We start from the raw sequence: 16,739 nt of genomic DNA on the forward strand, positions 1-16,739 counted from the left end.
TGCGCGACCTAAGCCACCACCACCTCGTCGCTGACGACGACGAATTTCACAAGGTCCATCCGCCCAAAACTCGTGGTCAGCGCGACGTCGGCGGCGTCGCGGCCGGTGCCCATCAGGATGCGGCCGATCCGCGGGTGATTGTGCCGGGCGTCGAAGGTGTACCACTGGCCGGACAGGTAGACCTGAAACCAGCCGGAGAAATCCATCGGCGCGGGATCCGGCGGGATGCCGATGTCGCCCATATAACCGGTGCAATAGCGCGCCGGGATGTTCATGCAGCGGCAGAAGGTCAGCGCCAGATGGGCAAAATCGCGGCACACGCCGGCGCCCTGCTCGTAGACGTCGTGCGCCGACTTCATGTGATGCGCATGCTGGTAGCCGAACGTCACATGGTTGTGCACGAACTCGACGATCGCCTGCACCCGCGCCCAGCCCTCGGGCGTGTTGCCGAACAGCGACCAGGCGATATCGGTGAGCTTGTCGGTCTCGCAATAGCGGCTCGGCATCAGATATTGCAGCACCTCGTCCGGCAACTGGTCGATCGGAATCTGTTGCGCGGTCGGCATCACAATATCGGGCAATCCGGAATCGCGAACCAGCGCGCTGCCGCGCAAGGTCACGCCGCCGCTGGGGGCCACCAGCCGACCGCAGACATTGCCGAAGATGTCGCGATAAAAACCGATCGGCACGTCAGGCTCGGCGACAATGCTTTCCGTGCCGACGATGTCGGAAAAACGCGACGGATGGATCGAGAGCATGATCACCATCGGCGTCGGCTGCACGGCCGCATAGGCGATCTCGAAGCCGACCTTGATCTCCATGATCAGACCTTTTCCGCCTGCGCTTCGTCAATGACGGAGACGACGTTGATATTGACCTCCATGCCGACGAAGGCGTCCGCCGAGCCGAGATAGGCGCCGTGCAGCGGGATAGCCTGGCGCGGATCGCGCGCTACCGCGACACGAATGAGGTCGCGGGTGCCGATGATGCCATTGGTCGGATCGAATTCGATCCAGCCCGCGCTCGGCAGATAGACCTGCACCCATGCATGCGTCGAGCCGCCGCCGACATAACCATGCGCACTATCGCCGGGAATGAAGAGATAGCCGGACACGAATCGCGCGGCGATGCCGAGCCGCCGCAGCGCCTCGATCATGAACAGCGCATAGTCGCGGCAGGTGCCCGACTTCGTCTGCAGCGTATCGAGAGGATGCTGTGTGCCCTGCTCGTGACGCTTGCGATAGGTGAAAGCTTCGCGGATGCCATGGGTCATGCCGCTGAGAATGTTGTAGGTCCGCGTCGGCCCGTCGGATTCGAGAAATCCCCGCGCCCAGAACGACAGATCCCCGTTGGGATCGCCATATTGCGGCGTGATGAACTGCACCAGATCGGGAAACTCTTCGTCGTCGTACTGGAAGGGATAGAAGTAGGCCGGGTCATCCGCGGTCAGCGCGAATTCTTCCGCCGGGTTGTGCTCGATCGTAGCCATCGAAGTAAACGACAGCGTCTGCGCGCGCTCGTCGAAGGTCGCGATCGCGACGCTGTTGCCAAACACGTCATGGATCCAGCGCAGCTGCATCGGCTGCGGCTCGATCTCGAGGCTGCCGGACAGCACGCGCAGATCATGGCCGTCACGCGGACGCAGCATGATGCGGTGTTCGCCGAACGCCACCGGGTGCGTGTAGCGATATACGGTCTTGTGGTGAATCGTGAGTAACGGCATCGTCAAACAATCATCGTGATTTTGGGCCGGCTAATCTATACAAAAACCTGCTCATTTGTAGACCGATATGCCGCTTCGATAGGCAATACGTAAGGAAAAATGGCATTGAACCGCGTCGGCGACACATCATTACTCCTGGGGCCTGCGGATGTTCCCCCGGTCCGCGAATATAATGATTCGGGACGCTCGCCGTTTCTGCTCACTTGTGACCATTACGGACGGCTGATTCCGCAAGCGCTCGGCGATCTCGGATTGCCGGAACGCGAACTCGTGCGGCACATCGCCTGGGACATCGGCATCGCCGGGGTTGCCGAGATGCTGTCGAAGCATCTCGGCGCGCATCTGATCGTGCAGCGCTATTCGCGGCTGGTGATCGACTGCAACCGCCCGCCTGATGTCGCAAGCTCGATCCCGCTCATCAGCGAAACCACGACGATCCCCGGCAATGAAGGCATCGCGCGAGAAGCCGCGGAATTGCGCCGAACGCAGATCTTCGATCCCTATCACCGTCGCATCGGCGAGATCATCGACGCGCGCCGGCAACGGAAGATGCCGACGATACTGGTTTCGCTGCACAGCTTTACGCCGGTTTATGCCGGCATCGCGCGTCCCTGGCACATCGGCACGCTCTATCAGCGCGACAAGCTATTGCCGCCGCTGCTGCTGCAATTGCTGCGCGCGGAGCCTGATCTGGTGGTCGGCGACAACGAACCCTACGCGGTCAGCGACCAGACCGACTACACCATCCCCGTTCACGCCGAGGCGCGCGGCCTGATGAACACGGGAATCGAAATCCGGCAGGACCTGATTTCGGATCAGGCCGGCGAGAAAGCGTGGGCCGACCGGCTGGCGCGCATTCTTGGTGAGATCGAGACGATTTTTCGGTCGCGGCAGGTAATTTAGATTCACGGATCAATCGCATGGCAGGCGGGGTGGGGTGACAGTCTATCACCGACGGCAGTGCTTCATTGGCTCGCACTTATTCAGCGACGTTACGATGGACTGTTACCGGACTCATTTTCATCTCGTTCGCGGATGGATCACCCCACCCCGCTCGCTGCGCGAGCGACCCTCCCCCTCCAGCTGAGGGTGAAGCAGCGCTGCCGAACGGTGAATCGTTATGAGGCGGGTATCGAAGCCGACCTATGGCGTGCCCAATTTATCCAGCCGCTCGCGGGCTTCTTGCTGCCGCTGACGTTCGGTGTCGGTTTTCGCGGGCAGTTCGATACATTTTCGATAGTCCGCCGCGGCCCGTTTGGAGTTGCCCATCTCCTCGAACGATGCGGCACGGCCGAACCATGCCAAAGGCCAACCGGCATTGATATCTATCGTGCGATCGAAGGCAGCAATGGCTTCGCCGTGATGCCCGATAGCTCTCAACTGATTGCCTCGCTGCATATACAGCGCGGCCACCATCATTCGATCGAGGCGCATGGCACTGTCCATATCGACGGTCGAAAGTTCGCGTTGACCGACGGCTTGATGGGCCATTGCCCTGCCGAAATGCGCCTGCACCAGATCGGGGTCGCGTCCTATGGCTTCGTCGAAATCGCGTATCGCAAGCTGGTGTTCACCTTTGGCGTCATAGGCCAGGCCCCGTTCCAGATACAGCCCGGCAATATCGGGATCGATGCGGAGCGCGGCGTCGAGATCGGCGATGGCGCGGTCATACTCGCCGCTAACCCTGAGCCCGATGCCTCGGTTGGCGAGCGCATTGAAGTCTGCGGGATTTGACTGAAGGATTTGCGTGCATGAACCGATCCGGCCGGACTGGCAATCTTTTCTGATATCAGCCGCCACGCAGGTCGTTGCGCTGAAAAGGATCAGCAGAACTGTCAGGGATCGGCGGCTCGGGATCTGCAAAGGTCGCACCGGATTTTCTCTCATGATGAGCGGCAAGAGTACGACCGGGCAGGTGCGCTCACTGTGATTGCGCTCACAGATCCTGAGAGAGAAGCGACCTTGAGGGTTCTTCAGGCAACCTAGCCGTGGAGGGCGACGTAATAGGTCAGCCCCGCAAACCCCAGCACCAGCAGCCAAAGGAACCACACGAACGACGCGCGCGGCTCCAGCGTCGCTTCGGACGGATTGGCGGGATTGACCCAGACCTTGACCCTGGCGCCGTCCTGATAAGGCGGCGTGAGTTTTCGCGTCAGCCAGTCCGAGCTCGACGCGACGATGCTGGAAAAGGTTGCGTGCGTGCCGGTGTAGGACTGGTCGTTGTAGGTGTACGTGTAGAGCACCTTGCGCTGATACATGATTTGCCCGCGCGCCCCGTCGTCGGTTCGCGCGGCGCGGTATTGCTCGAGACCGGACAGCTTGATGATGCCGGATACCACCGGCCATTTCCTGACGAGCTGTGCCTGCCGGTGCATCGCGAGCGCGAACAGCGCGATGACGCTGCCGAACGCGCCGAAGGCAATGACCAATGGCGAAGCCGTCGGATGGGGCAGCATCGTAGCGACGAATTCGCTCAGTTTGTTGAGCCCGATCGCCGAGCCGAACACGATCACGAGCGTGATCGCGGTGCCGATGCCGAGACAGCCCCACAAACCCTTGGGCAGGTCGCGTTCCAGCACCGCTTCCTTTGGATGCCGCGGATTGTAATAGACTGTCACGCCGGCGCCGACCGGATATTTGGCGATGGTCTCGGCGACCTCGAAATTGCCGAGGTCCTCACCGATGCTGACGCGGTTGTTGCGCAGCGTTTTGCCGGCCACGGAATATTCGTAGATGACGTTGGCGAAGTTGCGCTGCTCGGTGCGATAGCCGCCTTCCCGGTTGCTATCGATCACCCTGACCTCGCGCACCTGGGCGTGCGAGGCCACGATCTTGCCGGCCGCCGACGGCCACTCCCGGGCAGCGCGCACCTGCAGCGTCTTGTAGACCGCGGCCGCGAGCAACAGCCCGAGCGGCGCGAGCAGCATCGCAAAGACGAACCAGGGCAGATCGGGCACGAAGATTTTTCCTCAGACGACGGCGCGTTGCATTAGACGCGCGATCGCCGCCCTCGGTTCAAGCGTGCTATTTTGCCCGCGTCAGCGCCAGCCAGATGCCGCCGCCGATCATGAAGCCGCCCGAGATCCGCGACACCAGCCGGGTGCGCTGTGCCGAAAAGAACAATCGGGCACGGCCGGCGAGCAGCGCATAGATCGCGTCGGTCACGGCGGCAGTCACCATGAACGTCGCGCCGAGCAGCGCCACTTGCGGGAAGTGGTCCTGCTTCATGTCCATGAACTGCGGGATGAAGGCGCCGAAGAACACCAGCACCTTGGGGTTCGAGAGCAGCACCAGAAAGCCCTGCAGGAAGAAGCCGCCGCGCGGCGGCGGTGGCGGTTCGTCTGATTTGATGCCCTCCACCGGTTCACGAACCAGCTTGATGCCGAGCCAGATCAGATAGGCCGCGCCCGCGAAACGCACCCAGTCGAACCAGTAGCCCATCGTCGCCATCAGCGAGGTCAGGCCGACCGCGACGATGCCGATCACGATGGCAAGGCCGACCTGGGCGCCGGCGACATTGATCAACGCCGCGCGGGTGCCGTGGCGCAGGCCGTTGGCGATGATGAGCGTGACCACCGGACCCGGCAGCAGCGCCAGCGCAATGCAGGCGGCGACGAAAGCAAGATAGACCTGGAGGGACATGGGGAACTCGGGGTGGGAGGGAGCTTACGCCATTTATGCACGTGAACGGGGGAGATGGAAGCGGTGCTCTATCTCCCGCTCCACCGCTTGCGAGAAGGGGTGGAGGAAAGAGGGATGACGGCATAGATATATTTCGTCGTCCCGGCGAAGGCCGGGACCCATACGCCGCGGCCGGCGTAGTTGGAAATGGACGATAACGACCAGTGTGCAAGGCAATTGCCGCCGGTGGTTATGGGTCCCGGCCTTCGCCGGGACGACGGAGCAAGAGCGCTTCTTCACCTTCCCTGCATCGCCGCGAACGCCCCAAAACCACGCCCTTGACATGCAACCATTTGGTTGCCTATTATCCCACCATGGATGAGGTCTTCCGAGCGCTGGCCGATGCCTCGCGACGCGCGCTGCTGGACAGGCTTCATGCCAGGAACGGACAGACACTGAGCGAACTGTGCGACGGCCTCGCCATGACGCGGCAGGCCGTGACCAAGCACCTCGGGATCCTCGAAGCGGCCAACCTCGTCACCACGCTCAGGCATGGCCGCGAGAAGCTGCACTATCTGAATCCGGTTCCGATCCATCAGATCGGCGAACGCTGGATCAAAAAATTCGAGCGCGGCAGGCTCACCGCGCTCAGCGAATTGAAACGGCAGCTGGAGAAGCGTGATGAGTAAGGTGGAATTCGCCGCCCGCCTCGGCATCGAGGGCGTGTCATGAACATCGACAAATTCAAACCCGCGATCGTCTACACCATCTACATCGCTGCCACGCCGGAGAAGGTTTGGCAGGCGCTGACATCGGCCGAGTTCAGCCGGCAGTATTTTTCCGGCTTTGCGATCGAGGCCGACCTGAAGATCGGCGGCGCTTTCATCGCCCGCGCGCCTGACGGTTCGGTGCATATCAGCGGCGAGGTGATCGAATGCGATCCGCCGCGGAAATTGACCGTAACCTGGAACGTCAACTGGCCGGCACTGGTGGAAAAACTCGGGCCCACGCTCGTGACCTACGAGATCGAGCTGTCGGGCGAGGTGGTGAAGCTGACGATGCTGCAATCGCACGACCGCGCCATCAGCGACGATATCCTCTCCGGCGGCCGCCAGGGCTGGCCGGCGATCCTCTCCAGCCTCAAGAGCGTGCTGGAGACCGGTCAGCCGCTCGCGATCAAGATGGCGCCGCCGCAGCGCATGCTGGACGCGCTGAAGGCGATGGGGATCGGGACGCCGTAGTGCCGGCACACAAGTCGTCGTCCCGGACAATTTCTTTCGTCGTCCCGGCGAACGCCGGGACCCATACGCCGCGGCGTTCGTTGTTGAGGAAGGTATCTAACGCCTGCGCTCTCACCGATGGGCCGCGGCGTATGGGTCCCCCGATGCGCAATTGCGCATCTGAGCTCAAGGCCGGGACGACGGCGGAAGTTGCCGCCATCCCAGCGCCACACGACGCCCATCCTCCCCATCACCCGCCCTGATTGCGATAGCCGAACAGAGTCTGTAGGGTCGCTCCGAGGGATTCCAATAGAAGCCATTTGAAAACTGCCGGCCCGCTTGTCGCAAGGGGCATTTGCCATCCCTCCGGCGGACGGAGCGGCACACGATTGCCGCACATTATTAGTTAAAAATGAAACTGCCTGATTCGAGCGCGAAAATTACGGACCGATGAGCCTGCGCACCCGGCTACTGATACTCGTTATCGCGGCCATGCTGGTGCCGGCTATCCTCGTGGGACTGCGCTTTGCTCAAAATCGCACCAGCGAAGTAAACGCGGCGCTCGCCAATTTGTCGGCAACGGCCGACGACATTTCCAAGGATCTGGACGAGAAAATTCAGGGCACGGCGCAGCTTCACTATGGCCTGGCCCGCGCGCGCGACCTCGACACGTCAGACAAGGTGGCGTGTTCGGCCTTCCTCTCCGCGGTGCGCGAGGAATACCCGCAATTCACCGGCATTCTGACCATCACGCCTGACGGCGCCCTGTTCTGCGACTCGCTGCGGACCAACCGCACCCTCGACTTGCGGGACCGTGCCTATTTCAAGCAGGCCCTGACGGCGCACGGCATCGTCACGCTGGAGCCGGTGTTCGGCCGGCTGACCGGCACCTCCGTGTTGCAGATCGCGTACCCCACCCGCACGGAATCCGGCGAGCTGAAATTCGTCCTGCTGGCGTCGTTCAACTTGCGCAAATTCGCCGAATACGACACGCGCCTCCTGAACGGCAAGGACGTGCTGCTGGTTGACAGGAAAGGCACCGTCCTGGTTGCCCCGCAGGGGAAGGGATGGACCGTGCCCGCCGGTGCATCGATCGCAAACTCGGATCTGTTCCGGTTTGCCGCCGCAGCTGACCGAGGGCCGTTCCACGAGATGAAGGACGCAGAGGGCCGGACGCATGTGTGGGCCATCGCCCGCTCGCCTTCGACCCGGGATGCCGGCCTCTATATCATGGTGGGATTACCCAAGGACGGCCTGTTTGCCGCCGCCAACCGCCGCCTCTACGAGGATCTGGCGATGCTTGCGGTGGCCTCGCTGCTGCTGCTTGCCGGCGTATTGCTGCTGGCGACTTTGGGCGTCGGCCGTCAGGTCGGACGGCTCGCCGGGATGGCGCGGAGGCTCGGACTTGGCGACTTGAGCGCGCGGATTCCCGAGCCGCATCCAGGCGGCGAACTGGGCGGGCTGATGACGCTGCTCAACGGCACCGCCGAGTCGCTCGAGCGGCAGCGCGCCGCCATCGACGAGCTCAATCAAAAGCTCAGCCAATCCCAGAAGATGGAGGCGATGGGTCAACTCACCGGCGGCGTCGCGCACGATTTCAACAATCTCCTGACCGTCATCCTGGGCAACGCGGAATACCTCGCCGAGAAGCTGGCCGCGAACCGGGAACTGCACAGCATCGCCGACAGCATCGCAACCGCCGCCGAGCGCGGCTCGGACCTCACAAGAAGCCTGCTTGCCTTCGCCCGCAAGCAGCCCTTGACGCCGCAGGACATCGACATCGGCCAGAAAATTCTCGGCATGGAACAATTGCTGCGGCGGACCCTGGGCGAACATATCGAATGCGAATTCCTGATCGATCGGGACTTGTGGCGCGCCAGCGTCGATCCCGGTCAGTTGGCGTCCGCGCTGCTCAATCTGGTGCTCAACGCGCGCGATGCGATGCCGCAGGGCGGCAAGCTGACGGTCGAGGTACGCAATATCGCGCTCGAGGAATCCGACCTCGACGTCAATGGCGAGGCCCGGCCCGGCGATTACGTCAAGGTGGCCGTGACCGATACCGGCAGCGGCATGATTGCCGAAGTGGCCAGCCGCGCCTTCGAGCCGTTCTTTACCACCAAGGAGGTGGGCAAAGGCACGGGCCTCGGCCTCAGCATGGTCTATGGGTTTGCAAAACAATCCGGCGGCGCGATGCAAATACGCTCCGAGCCGGGACGTGGCACCGCCGTCAGGCTTTTCTTCCCCCGCATCAATGCGCCGCACAGAGGCGCCGCGCCGCCCGCTGACCAGCCCGCCGCGCATGCCGGCACCGAGACCATTCTCGTTGTCGAGGACAATGATCTGGTGCGTGCTTATGTTGCAAAGGAGCTGAAGGAGCTTGGCTATCGCGTCATCGTGACACGCAACGGGCGCGAGGCGCTGGAGGTATTGCGCCAACGCAGCGAGATCGATCTGCTGTTTACGGATGTCGTGATGCCCGGCGGCATGTTCGGACCACAGCTTGCCAGGGAAGCATCGCGGCTGCGGCCCGAACTCAAGGTGCTCTTCACTTCCGGCTACACCGAACATCCGGTCCAGCCGCTCGACGGCCTCGACAGTGAAGCGAAAATTCTGAACAAGCCGTACCGGCGAAACGACCTGGCGCTGATGCTGAGGTTGGTGCTGAAGGGGGGTTGAGCGGCTAGAGCATGATCCGGAAAAGTGGGAACCGGTTTTCCCTCGCGACAAACGCGCAGCGTTTGCGCGGAGATCATGCTCAAACAAAAAGCTGGAGCGGGATGATGAAGCGAAGAAAAATCATCACGCTCTAGGAGGACAGCAGCAGGAAGACCACGACAAGATTTGCCACGAACAGTATCGCGTCGATGACAAAGATCCGGAGCATCGGGCCCTTCAACACGGGCCAGTATGCCACCCCGACGCGTCCCCCGCGCATCAGGACCGGAAGGTTATAGGCGAACTGGCTGAAGTGACACGCCGCAAAGAACAGGAATAACGCAAGCTGTGCGTCAGTGGCCCCGAAGAAGGGCGGCCGGGCCAGCAGATACAGCGACAAAAGGGCGATTGGCAGATTGATCCCGCCCAGGAACGCCACGCTGGCCGACAAGGTCGGCGCGATCGGGTTTCCGCGCTCCTCCCGGGGCAGCAGTATTTTCAGCGTATTGCTCTGGGCAATGCTGAACTGGATGAAGGCGCCGCCGAACCAGAGTGTGTTGAGAAGCAGAACGAAATCCGAAAATCGCATCGTTACTTTCCGTACATGGCTATTTTCCGTAGAAGGCCTCGCTGCGCACCACACGGCCCGCAGCGTCGAAGTCCATGAACTCGCTGGCGCGCGTGTCGCCCAGTTGCCACCAGACCGTCAGGCGCGCGATCGTGTCGTCCCAGCTCCAGCTCAGGATTTTAAGGTCCGCGCTCTCGATGTGTCCGTAGGCCTTGCGCCAGTAGTCACGAATATTTTCGGCGCCCGCGACCACAGGGGAATCCGTCAGTTTGATCGCCAAAGGGGAGCGCATCTCCGCGTTCTCGGCAAAATGCGACACGACAGCGTCGATATCAACCTTGCACCAGCTTGCGCACCACGCCTCGACAAAGCGTCCGGCGGCTGCCCGGTCCATCGTCTGTTTGCTCAAGCTCCCGCACCTCCCCGGCATCACTGCAGAGAAAGTTGTCACGGCACGGCTTTCAAGTCAACTATGTTGACCTTAGAAATCAATTGTTGTCAGCGATGGCCCCCATGACGGCCATCCACGCCGCAGCGCCACGGGGTCCGACACGATCAAACGCCTCGCTCACGACCTTGCGCTCGTAGTCTGATGCCCGTTGTTCCGTGCGTTTTCCTGCTTCCGTCAGCCGCAGCAATTTGGAGCGATGCTGCTCGGGCGACCGCCTCGATGTCAGCAGTTTGCGCTCCAGCAGCAGGTTGAGCGGCCGGTTCAAGGCTTGCTTGGATATGCCGAGAATCTCGATCAGCGAGCCGATCGAGACGTCGGGCTGCCTGGCCACCACATAGAGAATGCGGTGGTGCGGGCGCGACAGGCCAAGGGTCGCAAGATACTGATCGGCGGAAAGCGTCATCCCGCGCCAGCCGTAATACATCAGCTCCAGCGCCGCGTCCAAATCATGGAGCTTCTTGAGCGAGGCGCGGTGCAAGCCCGCGGCGTGAGGAACAGTTTTTTGCATTTTTCTAACCGCAAAGAATTGACCGAACAGATTTACCCCAGCGCCCGCAATTCGCGTCGCAGCACCTTGCCGGTCGCGGTCATGGGGAGGCTTTCCGCGAACTGCACGAAGCGCGGATATTCGTGGGCGGCGAGTTGAACTTTCACGAATTCCTGGATCTCACGCGCCAGCGCGTCGCTGGGCGCAAAGCCCGGACGCAGCACGATCCAGGCCTTGATCGACTCGGTTCGGATCGGATCGGGAATACCGACCACCGCCGACATCGCCACCGCCGGGTGCTTCATCAAGGTGTGCTCGATCTCCGACGGCCCGACGCGATAGCCGGCCGTGGTGATGACGTCGTCCTCGCGGCTGACATACCAGAAGTAACCGTCCTCATCCTGCACGCCGAGATCGCCGGTCAGCAGAAATTCGCCGGCGTATTTTTTCGCGGTCGCTTCCGGATTGCGCCAATATTCGATCATGGTGCAGGGACAAGGCTGGCGAACGCCGATGACGCCGCGGGTGCCACGCGGCAGCTCCTCGCCCTGGTCGTCGACGATGCGCACGTCAAAACCGGGGGTCGCCCGACCCATCGAACCCGGCCGGATCGGAAACAGTTTGGAATTGCTGCCGATCACGAGATTGCATTCGGTCTGGCCGAACACTTCATGGGCATCGACGCCGAAAGTCGCGCGCACCCAGTCGAGCAATTCGCCGCCGAGCGACTCGCCGCCGGTGAAGATGCTGCGAAGATTTACGCCCGAGTTGGTCACGCCGGCCTGCCGCATCAGTTTCAGCGCCGTCGGCGGCAGGAACACGTTGCGGATGCCGTGCTCGGCCATGATTTGCATCGCGGCCTGCGGCTCGAATTTGCGCGCGCGGTGCCCGACCAGCGGCACGCCGTGGTACCAGAACGCAAACAGGCCGTTGATCAGGCCGCCGATCCAGGCCCAGTCCGCCGGCGTCCACATCAGGTCGCCGGGTTTCGGAATGAAGTCGTGGCACATCTCGACATTGGGCAGATGGCCGAGCACGACGCGGTGCGCGTGCAGCGCGCCCTTGGGATTTCCTGTGGTGCCCGAGGTGTAGATGATCAGGCCGGGATCGTCGGCCGACGTATCGACGGTCGTAAAATCCGGTGATGCGGCGTTCAACGAAGACCAGAATGGCTTGGTGCCCGCGGGCGCGCGGTCGCCAATCACATAGATGGTCTTCAGCTCGGGCAGACGGTCGCGGATCTTTGCGAGCTTGTTCCAGCCGGCCTCGTCGGTGATGACAGCCTTGGCCTCGGAATTGGAGAGCCGAAACTCCAGCGCGTCCTCGCCGAACAGCGCGAACAGGGGAATCGAGATCAGGCCGGAGCGAAACGCCGCCAGATGGGCGATCGGCAATTCCAGCGATTGCGACAGGAACACCGCGACGCGGTCGCCGCGGATGAGGCCATCGGCGTCAAGCACATTGGCGAAGCGGCGCGACATGTCCGCGACCTCGTCGAACGAGGTCCGCGTCGCGGTGCCGTCCTCGTCGATATAGATCAGCGCAAGACGGCCAGAGCCATCGGCATGACGGTCGCAGCACGCGGTCGCGATGTTGAACCGCGCCGGAATGTCCCAGCGGAAGTTTTTGTAGAGCTCGTCGTAGGTCTTGGCTTCCGTGAGCATGGGGAAGAGGCCTTCGAATTATTTTGTCGTCCCGGCGAAGGCCGGGACCCATACTCCGCGGCTGACGTTGTTGGAAAAGGAAGACAACGACCAGCGCGCTAGAACAATCACCGCCGGTGGCTATGGGTCCCGGGTCAAGCCCGGGACGACAACATACCTCACCCCCCGAGCGCCGCCTTCACCAATCCGCTGGCTTTACCAAAATCCATCTGGCCGGCGTATTTCGCCTTCAGCACCGCGATCACCTTGCCCATGTCCTTCATGCCCGCGGCGCCGGTTTCAGTGACCGCGGCCGATATCGCCGCCTTGACGTCGTCCTCCGACATCTGCTTCGGCAAATAAGCGGAGATCACCGCGATCTCCTCGCGCTCCTGCGCGGCGAGTTCGGCGCGGCCACCCTTGTCGTAGAGTTCGACGGATTCCTGGCGCTGCTTGATCATCTTCTGGAACACGCCGAGCAGGTCGGCATCGCTGAGCGGCGGCTTGCCCTCCCCGCGTGCGGCGATGTCGGCGTTCTTGATGGTCGAGTTGACCATGCGCAGCGTGGAGAGCTTGCGCTCGTCCTTGGCCCGCATCGCGTCCTTGACCGCATTGTTGATGTCGTCGCGCAGCATTTTCGTATCCTTTGGCTTCAACGCCCTGATCTAGGCTGTTCGTGCTCTCGAAACAACCTAGCTCCGAAGCCATTCCGTCAGCGCGTCGGCGGTCTCCTGCGGCGCTTCCACCTGTGGCAGGTGACCGCAATTGGCCAGCACCACCAGTTTGGCTCCGGGAATGCCGCTTGCCATCTCCATCGAGAGCGAGTTCGGGATGGTGTTGTCCTGGTCGCCGGTCAGCACCAGCGTCGGACATCTGATCCACGCCAGCGTGGGGCGCGAATCCGGCCGCCCGATCACGGCGGTCTGCTGGCGGACGAACGCCTCCGGCCCGATATCGTCGCCCATGTCATGGACAAGCTGGCGCAACGCGGCATCGCCCTGCCGCGACGGGTGCACGAAGCCGGGAAACAGCTCGTCGAGCACGGCGCGGTATTCGCCGCCTTTTGCACGGGCGATCATGCCCTGGCGGCGGGTCGTCGCTTCACCGGAGTCGGGCCGCGCCTGGGTGTTGATCAGCGCCAGCTTCGCCACCCGCTCCGGCGCCTGCCGCATGATCTCAAAGGCGATATAGCCGCCCATGGAATGCCCGGCGAGCGCAAAGCGCGGTGGCGCCTCGGCCAGGATCCGCCGGGCGATCGCGCCCATATTGTCGTCGCGCATGTGGTTGGCGACCGTCACCGGCCCCAATTGCCACAGGGCCGGCACCACGGGCCCAAAGAGCCGCGGCGAGCACGCAAGACCCGGAACGAGCAGGATCGGCATCGTATTGTCCATGCGGACTCCTGATTGGGCGCTTTGGGGTGAAAAGCGGCCCTAGCTTCTTGTTTTGACGCGTTTTCTTGACGCGAACCGGCGTCCACTTCGCTCGAAAACGCTATGAAATGGGAACTCCAGATTAGGCTGGTGGCACAGCCTGTCAAATATGCAGTGAAACGCGTGTGAATCCGCGTTTTTGGGGGTTCACGCGGCGGGGTACGCCGACTATGTAATGCGCTCATGACAATCCCTGAAAACTCGTCAGCCTGGCCGGACCTCAAACCGACCGCGCTCCTCGTGCTCGCCGATGGCACCGTGCTGGAAGGCTTTGGCCTCGGCGCGGAAGGCCAGGCGGTCGGCGAAGTCTGCTTCAACACCGCGATGACCGGCTATGAGGAGATCCTCACCGATCCCTCCTATGCCGGGCAGCTCATCACCTTCACCTTCCCGCATATCGGCAACGTCGGCACCAACGACGAGGATATCGAGACGGTGAACATGGCGGCGACGCCGGGTGCGCGCGGCGTGATCCTGCGCTCCGCCATCACCGATCCCTCGAACTACCGCTCGGCAAAGCATCTCGACGGATGGCTGAGGGCGCGCGGCATCATCGGCCTTTCCGGCATCGACACCCGCGCGCTGACCGCGCTGATCCGCTCCAAGGGCATGCCGAATGCCGTGATCGCGCACGCCAAGGACGGCAAGTTCGACCTGCACGGCCTCAAGGAAGAAGCGCGCGAATGGCCCGGCCTAGAAGGCATGGATCTGGTGCCGATGGTGACCTCGGCCCAGCGCTTCACCTGGGACGAGACGCCGTGGGGCTGGGAAAAGGGCTTTGGCCGCCAGACCGCGCCCGAATTCAACGTGGTCGCGATCGACTACGGCATCAAGCGCAACATCCTACGGCTGCTCGCGGGCGAAGGCTGCAAGATCACCGTGGTGCCGGCAACGACATCAGCCGAAGACATTTTGGCGATGAAGCCGGACGGCGTGTTTCTCTCTAACGGCCCCGGCGATCCCGCCGAGACCGGCAAATACGCGGTGCCTGTGATCAAGCAGGTGATCGATTCGGGCACGCCGACCTTCGGCATCTGCCTCGGCCATCAGATGCTGGGCCTCGCCGTCGGCGCCAGGACCAAGAAGATGCACCAGGGCCATCACGGCGCCAATCATCCAGTGAAAGACGAAACCACCGGCAAGGTGGAAATCACGTCCATGAACCACGGCTTCGCGGTGGACGAAAAGACGCTGCCGAAGGGCGCCACGCAGACCCACATCTCGCTGTTCGACGGCTCCAATTGCGGCATCCAGCTCGACGGCAAGCCGGTATTCTCGGTGCAGTACCACCCGGAAGCCTCACCCGGGCCGCGGGATTCGCATTACCTGTTCAAGCGGTTCGCGGATCTGATGCGGGCGAACAAGAAGGCGTAAAACCGACGCCGCTCTTACCGTCATCCTGAGGTGCGAGCGCTTGCGAGCCTCGAAGGATGAGGATGCCCGTGGCCCATCCTTCGAGGCGCGCAAGAGCGCGCACCTCCCGAGCGAACGCAGCTGCGTTCGTCCGGGGATGACGTTGGCGCTTGCGGCAATACTTCATTAAAAAATACCATCCATGACCGGATCGACGCCGGGGCATGACGAGAATTCATGTGACGAATGACCTGTTGCCGCGCTATTCGCTATAGTATGATACTAAACATCTAAAGCACAGGAACCGCCCCATGAACAGCTCCACCACCCCCAAGGTCGAATACGGCGTGACGCCGACCAGCGTGATGGCGTCGATGACGGGTCTTGAGTTCGTCCGCGCGATCTTCGAGGGCAAACTGCCGGCGCCACCGATCATGGAGAATGTCGAGCCGTTCGATTCCACCGCCGAGAACGGCGTCGTGACCTTTCACAGCGTGCCGGGCTTCCGGCACTACAATCCGATCGGCTCGGTGCATGGCGGCTACGCCGCGATCCTGCTGGATTCCGCGATGGGGCTGGCGGTCCACACCACGCTGCCGGCCGGCACCGGCTACACCACGCTGGAATTCAAGATCTCCTTCATCAAGGGCATGACCAAGGATACCGGCCCTGTGAAGTCGGAAGGCCGCACGCTCAGCGTCGGCCGCCGCGCCGCCACCGCGGAAGCGCGCATCACCGATTCCAAGGGCCGCCTGCTTGCCCACGCCACCACGACCTGCCTGGTGTTTGAAATCCCGAAAGCATGAGCCAAGGGAACGCGAGGCCCTGACAGCGGTTGAATCCCGACGTATGGTTTGTACGTGGGAGAACGATCATGTCCGTCGTCAGCGAAGACCTTCAGCCGCTCACCTTCGACTTCGTCGATGACGGCCTGGTGCCGAACAGCAAGATGCCGCTCCTGGTCTACAAGCGCGCGATCGACGTCGATAACGATCACCCCGAAAAAACCATCGAGGGCCTGTTCGGCGCCAATGGCTGGGGCGCGATGTGGCGCAACGGCGTCTATGATTATTTGCACTACCACGCCACCGTGCACGAAGTGCTCGGGGTCGCCCGCGGCAACGCCATCGTGCGGTTCGGCGGCGACAATGGCACGGAGCTTGCGATCGCGGCCGGCGACGTCGCGATCCTGCCCGCCGGCACCGGGCATCAATGCCTGTCGTCGAGCGCTGATTTTTCCGTCGTCGGCGCCTATCCGCCCGGCCCGCCGGCCGAAATCACGCGCGCGACGCCGGAGAATCACGCCAAGGCGTTGAAGACGATTCCGAACGTGAAACTGCCAAAGGCCGATCCGGTGATGGGGGCGAATGGACCGCTCGTGAAACTGTGGAAGCGTGGCTGACAGTTCGGTTCGCGTAGGCTTGCGACGATTTGTCCTGTCACGTTTGGGCGTCGCTTCCTCCGCACTTCTATCTGGCACAAAGTGCATAGACGGCGCGCGATCATTCAAAACTGCGAAGAATCTCGCGGGAACAATCGCGCTAACGACACAGCGACGGTCGCAAACAACCAACCGGTTGGACGA

At 62.4% G+C, this 16,739-nt stretch carries 18 protein-coding genes; 7 read left to right on the forward strand and 11 right to left on the reverse strand.

Going from position 1 to position 16,739, the window contains the following annotated elements:
- Window positions 1–8: 8 nt before the first annotated feature.
- Together JQ629_RS25590 and JQ629_RS25595 are read right to left on the reverse strand one after the other, a co-directional pair.
- Window positions 9–821 carry a transglutaminase-like domain-containing protein gene (locus JQ629_RS25590; RefSeq protein WP_212263102.1) on the reverse strand — a complete coding sequence of 271 codons (813 nt, stop codon included), beginning with the start codon at window positions 819–821 and terminating at the stop codon, window positions 9–11.
- A 2-nt stretch (window positions 822–823) separates the two neighbouring features.
- Entirely contained in the window at window positions 824–1,723 is a 900-nt protein-coding gene (locus JQ629_RS25595; protein ID WP_212263103.1) for a transglutaminase family protein, read from the reverse strand.
- A gap of 99 nt (window positions 1,724–1,822) precedes the next feature.
- Between JQ629_RS25595 and JQ629_RS25600 the strand changes: the two genes are divergently transcribed.
- A complete protein-coding gene (locus tag JQ629_RS25600) occupies window positions 1,823–2,626 on the forward strand; it encodes an N-formylglutamate amidohydrolase (protein WP_212414982.1) in 804 nt (267 codons plus the stop codon).
- A gap of 240 nt (window positions 2,627–2,866) precedes the next feature.
- Here JQ629_RS25600 and JQ629_RS25605 read toward each other — a convergent pair whose 3' ends face one another.
- From JQ629_RS25605 to JQ629_RS25615, 3 genes are all read right to left on the reverse strand, one after another.
- Window positions 2,867–3,622, reverse strand: coding sequence for a tetratricopeptide repeat protein (locus JQ629_RS25605; RefSeq protein WP_212414983.1), 756 nt, complete (start codon window positions 3,620–3,622; stop codon window positions 2,867–2,869).
- An 83-nt stretch (window positions 3,623–3,705) separates the two neighbouring features.
- Window positions 3,706–4,680, reverse strand: a complete 975-nt coding sequence (locus JQ629_RS25610; RefSeq protein ID WP_349631323.1) for a DUF3592 domain-containing protein — start codon at window positions 4,678–4,680, stop codon at window positions 3,706–3,708.
- A gap of 67 nt (window positions 4,681–4,747) precedes the next feature.
- Complete coding sequence (locus JQ629_RS25615; RefSeq protein ID WP_212414984.1) at window positions 4,748–5,365, reverse strand: LysE family translocator; 618 nt, start codon at window positions 5,363–5,365, stop codon at window positions 4,748–4,750.
- 353 nt (window positions 5,366–5,718) lie between these two features.
- Here JQ629_RS25615 and JQ629_RS25620 point away from each other — a divergent pair, with 353 nt between their 5' ends.
- The 3 genes from JQ629_RS25620 to JQ629_RS25630 all read left to right on the forward strand — a co-directional run bounded on the left by JQ629_RS25620 (window position 5,719) and on the right by JQ629_RS25630 (window position 9,240).
- Window positions 5,719–6,033 (forward strand): ArsR/SmtB family transcription factor, encoded by a 315-nt coding sequence (locus JQ629_RS25620; protein ID WP_212415022.1) that lies wholly within the window; start codon window positions 5,719–5,721, stop codon window positions 6,031–6,033.
- Window positions 6,034–6,072: 39 nt separating this feature from the next.
- A complete protein-coding gene (locus tag JQ629_RS25625) occupies window positions 6,073–6,585 on the forward strand; it encodes an SRPBCC family protein (protein ID WP_212414985.1) in 513 nt (170 codons plus the stop codon).
- 429 nt (window positions 6,586–7,014) lie between these two features.
- The gene (locus tag JQ629_RS25630; RefSeq protein WP_212414986.1) at window positions 7,015–9,240 is read left to right on the forward strand and encodes an ATP-binding protein; all 2,226 of its coding nucleotides are present in this window, start codon (window positions 7,015–7,017) and stop codon (window positions 9,238–9,240) included.
- 130 nt (window positions 9,241–9,370) lie between these two features.
- Here the strand turns inward: JQ629_RS25630 and JQ629_RS25635 are convergent, their stop codons facing one another.
- The 6 genes from JQ629_RS25635 to JQ629_RS25660 all read right to left on the reverse strand — a co-directional run bounded on the left by JQ629_RS25635 (window position 9,371) and on the right by JQ629_RS25660 (window position 13,762).
- Window positions 9,371–9,808 (reverse strand): hypothetical protein, encoded by a 438-nt coding sequence (locus JQ629_RS25635; protein ID WP_212414987.1) that lies wholly within the window; start codon window positions 9,806–9,808, stop codon window positions 9,371–9,373.
- Window positions 9,809–9,827: 19 nt separating this feature from the next.
- Entirely contained in the window at window positions 9,828–10,181 is a 354-nt protein-coding gene (locus tag JQ629_RS25640; protein ID WP_212415023.1) for a nuclear transport factor 2 family protein, read from the reverse strand.
- Window positions 10,182–10,275: 94 nt separating this feature from the next.
- A complete protein-coding gene (locus tag JQ629_RS25645; RefSeq protein ID WP_212414988.1) occupies window positions 10,276–10,746 on the reverse strand; it encodes a MarR family winged helix-turn-helix transcriptional regulator in 471 nt (156 codons plus the stop codon).
- A 32-nt stretch (window positions 10,747–10,778) separates the two neighbouring features.
- A complete protein-coding gene (locus JQ629_RS25650) occupies window positions 10,779–12,389 on the reverse strand; it encodes an acyl-CoA synthetase (RefSeq protein WP_212414989.1) in 1,611 nt (536 codons plus the stop codon).
- A 158-nt stretch (window positions 12,390–12,547) separates the two neighbouring features.
- Window positions 12,548–13,003 carry a GatB/YqeY domain-containing protein gene (locus JQ629_RS25655; RefSeq protein WP_212414990.1) on the reverse strand — a complete coding sequence of 152 codons (456 nt, stop codon included), beginning with the start codon at window positions 13,001–13,003 and terminating at the stop codon, window positions 12,548–12,550.
- Between the two features lie 57 nt (window positions 13,004–13,060).
- Window positions 13,061–13,762: an alpha/beta fold hydrolase gene (locus JQ629_RS25660; protein WP_212414991.1), complete on the reverse strand. Its 702-nt coding sequence runs from the start codon at window positions 13,760–13,762 to the stop codon at window positions 13,061–13,063.
- A 222-nt stretch (window positions 13,763–13,984) separates the two neighbouring features.
- Between JQ629_RS25660 and carA the strand changes: the two genes are divergently transcribed.
- The 3 genes from carA (at window position 13,985) to JQ629_RS25675 (ending at window position 16,556) form a co-directional block, all read left to right on the forward strand.
- Window positions 13,985–15,175 carry a glutamine-hydrolyzing carbamoyl-phosphate synthase small subunit gene (gene carA / locus JQ629_RS25665; protein WP_212414992.1) on the forward strand — a complete coding sequence of 397 codons (1,191 nt, stop codon included), beginning with the start codon at window positions 13,985–13,987 and terminating at the stop codon, window positions 15,173–15,175.
- A 290-nt stretch (window positions 15,176–15,465) separates the two neighbouring features.
- Window positions 15,466–15,960, forward strand: coding sequence for a PaaI family thioesterase (locus JQ629_RS25670; RefSeq protein ID WP_212414993.1), 495 nt, complete (start codon window positions 15,466–15,468; stop codon window positions 15,958–15,960).
- Between the two features lie 68 nt (window positions 15,961–16,028).
- Window positions 16,029–16,556 (forward strand): hypothetical protein, encoded by a 528-nt coding sequence (locus JQ629_RS25675; protein WP_212414994.1) that lies wholly within the window; start codon window positions 16,029–16,031, stop codon window positions 16,554–16,556.
- Window positions 16,557–16,739: the final 183 nt, after the last annotated feature.

The sequence above is a fragment of the Bradyrhizobium sp. AUGA SZCCT0222 genome (genome assembly GCF_018130205.1).
Taxonomy (GTDB): domain Bacteria; phylum Pseudomonadota; class Alphaproteobacteria; order Rhizobiales; family Xanthobacteraceae; genus Bradyrhizobium.

Coding starts and splice junctions, on each gene's coding strand:
- JQ629_RS25655 (WP_212414990.1), bottom strand. CDS start 13,003: ATGCTGCGCGACGACATCAACAATGCGGTCAAGGACGCGATGCGGGCC.
- JQ629_RS25660 (WP_212414991.1), bottom strand. CDS start 13,762: ATGGACAATACGATGCCGATCCTGCTCGTTCCGGGTCTTGCGTGCTCG.
- JQ629_RS25640 (WP_212415023.1), bottom strand. CDS start 10,181: ATGGACCGGGCAGCCGCCGGACGCTTTGTCGAGGCGTGGTGCGCAAGC.
- JQ629_RS25650 (WP_212414989.1), bottom strand. CDS start 12,389: ATGCTCACGGAAGCCAAGACCTACGACGAGCTCTACAAAAACTTCCGC.
- JQ629_RS25645 (WP_212414988.1), bottom strand. CDS start 10,746: ATGCAAAAAACTGTTCCTCACGCCGCGGGCTTGCACCGCGCCTCGCTC.
- JQ629_RS25670 (WP_212414993.1), top strand. CDS start 15,466: ATGAACAGCTCCACCACCCCCAAGGTCGAATACGGCGTGACGCCGACC.
- JQ629_RS25630 (WP_212414986.1), top strand. CDS start 7,015: ATGAGCCTGCGCACCCGGCTACTGATACTCGTTATCGCGGCCATGCTG.
- JQ629_RS25635 (WP_212414987.1), bottom strand. CDS start 9,808: ATGCGATTTTCGGATTTCGTTCTGCTTCTCAACACACTCTGGTTCGGC.
- carA (WP_212414992.1), top strand. CDS start 13,985: ATGACAATCCCTGAAAACTCGTCAGCCTGGCCGGACCTCAAACCGACC.
- JQ629_RS25600 (WP_212414982.1), top strand. CDS start 1,823: ATGGCATTGAACCGCGTCGGCGACACATCATTACTCCTGGGGCCTGCG.
- JQ629_RS25625 (WP_212414985.1), top strand. CDS start 6,073: ATGAACATCGACAAATTCAAACCCGCGATCGTCTACACCATCTACATC.
- JQ629_RS25590 (WP_212263102.1), bottom strand. CDS start 821: ATGGAGATCAAGGTCGGCTTCGAGATCGCCTATGCGGCCGTGCAGCCG.
- JQ629_RS25675 (WP_212414994.1), top strand. CDS start 16,029: ATGTCCGTCGTCAGCGAAGACCTTCAGCCGCTCACCTTCGACTTCGTC.
- JQ629_RS25620 (WP_212415022.1), top strand. CDS start 5,719: ATGGATGAGGTCTTCCGAGCGCTGGCCGATGCCTCGCGACGCGCGCTG.
- JQ629_RS25615 (WP_212414984.1), bottom strand. CDS start 5,365: ATGTCCCTCCAGGTCTATCTTGCTTTCGTCGCCGCCTGCATTGCGCTG.
- JQ629_RS25595 (WP_212263103.1), bottom strand. CDS start 1,723: ATGCCGTTACTCACGATTCACCACAAGACCGTATATCGCTACACGCAC.